Annotated in this window: 3 protein-coding genes; 2 read left to right on the forward strand and 1 reads right to left on the reverse strand. The window is 71.9% G+C overall.

Going from position 1 to position 2,159, the window contains the following annotated elements; all coding sequences use genetic code 11:
• A partial coding sequence (locus AWZ10_RS23860; RefSeq protein ID WP_060892009.1) for a serine/threonine-protein kinase occupies positions 1-1,031 on the reverse strand: 1,031 nt, incomplete at its 3' end.
• A 196-nt stretch (positions 1,032-1,227) separates the two neighbouring features.
• Here AWZ10_RS23860 and AWZ10_RS23865 point away from each other — a divergent pair.
• Both AWZ10_RS23865 and AWZ10_RS23870 read left to right on the forward strand, forming a co-directional pair.
• Entirely contained in the window at positions 1,228-1,467 is a 240-nt protein-coding gene (locus tag AWZ10_RS23865; protein ID WP_028796681.1) for a hypothetical protein, read from the forward strand.
• Positions 1,468-1,721: 254 nt separating this feature from the next.
• On the forward strand, positions 1,722-1,922 hold the full coding sequence (locus tag AWZ10_RS23870) for a hypothetical protein (protein WP_020114444.1): 201 nt from the start codon (positions 1,722-1,724) through the stop codon (positions 1,920-1,922).
• Positions 1,923-2,159 lie beyond the last annotated feature (237 nt).

Raw genomic sequence — 2,159 nt, forward strand, 5'->3', positions numbered from 1 at the left:
CCACCGCCGGTCCGCGAGCCGCCCCCGCCCGTCCGGGACCCAGCCCCGCTCCGCGGCGGTGGTGTACCCGGCACCCCTGGCTGCGACCGGCGCGTGTCCGGCGGCTGCCGCAACGTGCGCTGCTCGACGTACTGCTCCGCGAGCCGCCCCGAGGGCCGGTCTGGATCCGTACGCGGCGCGGGCGGCCGGACGTCGGACAGCCCCTGTGCCTCACGGGCGGCGATCTCCTTGAGCCGCAGCGACAGTTGCAGCGTGCTGGGCCGCTCCTGGGGGTCCTTCGCCAGACAGGCGCGGACGAGGGGGGCGAGCGCGTCGGGCACCCCGCGCAGCTGCGCCTCCTCGTGCACCACCCGGTAGAGCATGACCTCCGAACTGCCGTGTCCGAAGGGTGAGTCGGCGGTCGCCGCGTAGGCGAGCGTGGCGCCGAGGGAGAAGACGTCCGTGGCCGGGGTGACGGCGGCCCCGCGCACCTGTTCGGGCGCCAGGAAGCCGGGCGATCCCACGGCGGTACCGACATGCGTCAGGGTCGAGGCCCCGGTCGCCCGGGCGATACCGAAGTCGATGATCCGCGGCCCCTTCGGGGACAGCAGGATGTTGGACGGCTTCAGGTCCCGGTGTACGACACCGGCCTCGTGCACGGCCACGAGCCCCTCGGAGAGGGCGGCACCGACGGCGGCCACATCGGCGGCCGACATGGGGCCCTCCTCGGCGACCTTGTCGTGCAGCGAGGGCCCCGGCACGTACTGCGTGGCGAACCACGGGCGGTCGGCGTCCAGATCGGCGGCGACCAGCCGGGCGGTGCACCCACCCCTGATCCGCCGCGCCGCGGAGACCTCGCGCGCGAACCGCGACCGGAACTCCTGATCCTCTGCCAGATCCGGTCGGATGACCTTGAGCGCGACGCGCTGTCCACGCCGGTCGGAGCCCAGGTAGACGACGCCCATCCCACCCGCGCCGAGCCGTCTGTGGATCCTGAACGAGCCGACGACGCGCGGGTCCTCGCGCCTCAGGCGCATCATCGCCATGTTCATCCCCGCTGCCCGTTCCGTCTGACGAGCCACAGCTTACGTTTCCACGGCCGGGCGTGCGCAGAGGCCGCGCCCTCACGGCCCGATGGATTGTCAGTGCCGGGTGGGAAACTTGAAGAGTGGTCAGGGAACAGCAGTTCGGGGCGGTGTTGGGCTGTCGTTGATCCCAACCAGCCACCAGAGAAGGGGGATTGAACCCGTGAAGGGTGACCGAGTGGAGATAGTGGTGGACGCCGGGGACACGACGCGCACCTACGAGGTGATCGCGAGCAGGGCGGGCCGCCGGGTGGAGACGGCGGTACGGCGAGGTGTCGTGGAAGTGAGCGAAGTCACCCGAAACGGCTCCGTGGTGCGTACGGCCAGGTTCATGGCGAACCGGGTCCTCGCGCTGGTCGAGCAGCCGGTGCCCCGCGAGGACGGCTCGGAGCGGAACGGGTAGCAGATGGGGCAGACCGGGCGTCCCTTCCGGGAAGACCCCTAGACCCAGGACCTCGTCTCCACCCTGGGGAGTACGTCGCAGGTCATCGCTCATCCTCCGGGAGGCCCGGCAATCGGTACGAGGGCATGACGACCCGGGCCCGCCGCACGCCTAGATTTGAGGTCAAGCGGCGGGTGCAGCACTCGTCCCCCGAGGTCAGACACCCGCCGCTGCCAAGGACAAGCAATACCGACGAGAAGGTCAGAGGAGGGACCATGGCCCACACGGCACCGCGGACCGCGATCCGCACACGGGAGCGCAGGACGTTCACCGCCGACCGCCGTCCGGGTCGTCGCCACCCCTTGGTGGCGACCGCGATGGTCCTCCCTCTGGCGGCCCTGCTCGTGTACGCCTTCGGCGGCTGGGAAGCAGTGGTCACACAAGCGTCGTCCGTGGGTGTGATGCTGGGGCGCTGAGCGGCGACCCCAGGCCCGGAAGAGCGGTCCGGGCGGGGACATCCATCCATGAAACCCCGTGGGGACGGGGGTGCGGCGGACGGCAACAGACGCCCGCGCAGCTGGGGAGCTGCGCGGGCGTTGTCTTTTTTTCCGGGCCCACCCGGCCACGGGCAGCCCTTCGCCGTGCTCCCGGCTGTCCCCCTTCGGGCACCCGCGCCGCTGGGGCGGCACGGGTGGGCGCGGCGGCGCCTCGTG

The organism is Streptomyces europaeiscabiei (assembly GCF_001550375.1).
Taxonomy (GTDB): Bacteria; Actinomycetota; Actinomycetes; order Streptomycetales; family Streptomycetaceae; genus Streptomyces; species Streptomyces europaeiscabiei.

Bases quoted from the DNA above. Each gene is read 5' to 3' on its own strand.
- AWZ10_RS23870 (WP_020114444.1), top strand. From the start codon at position 1,722: ATGGCCCACACGGCACCGCGGACCGCGATCCGCACACGGGAGCGCAGG.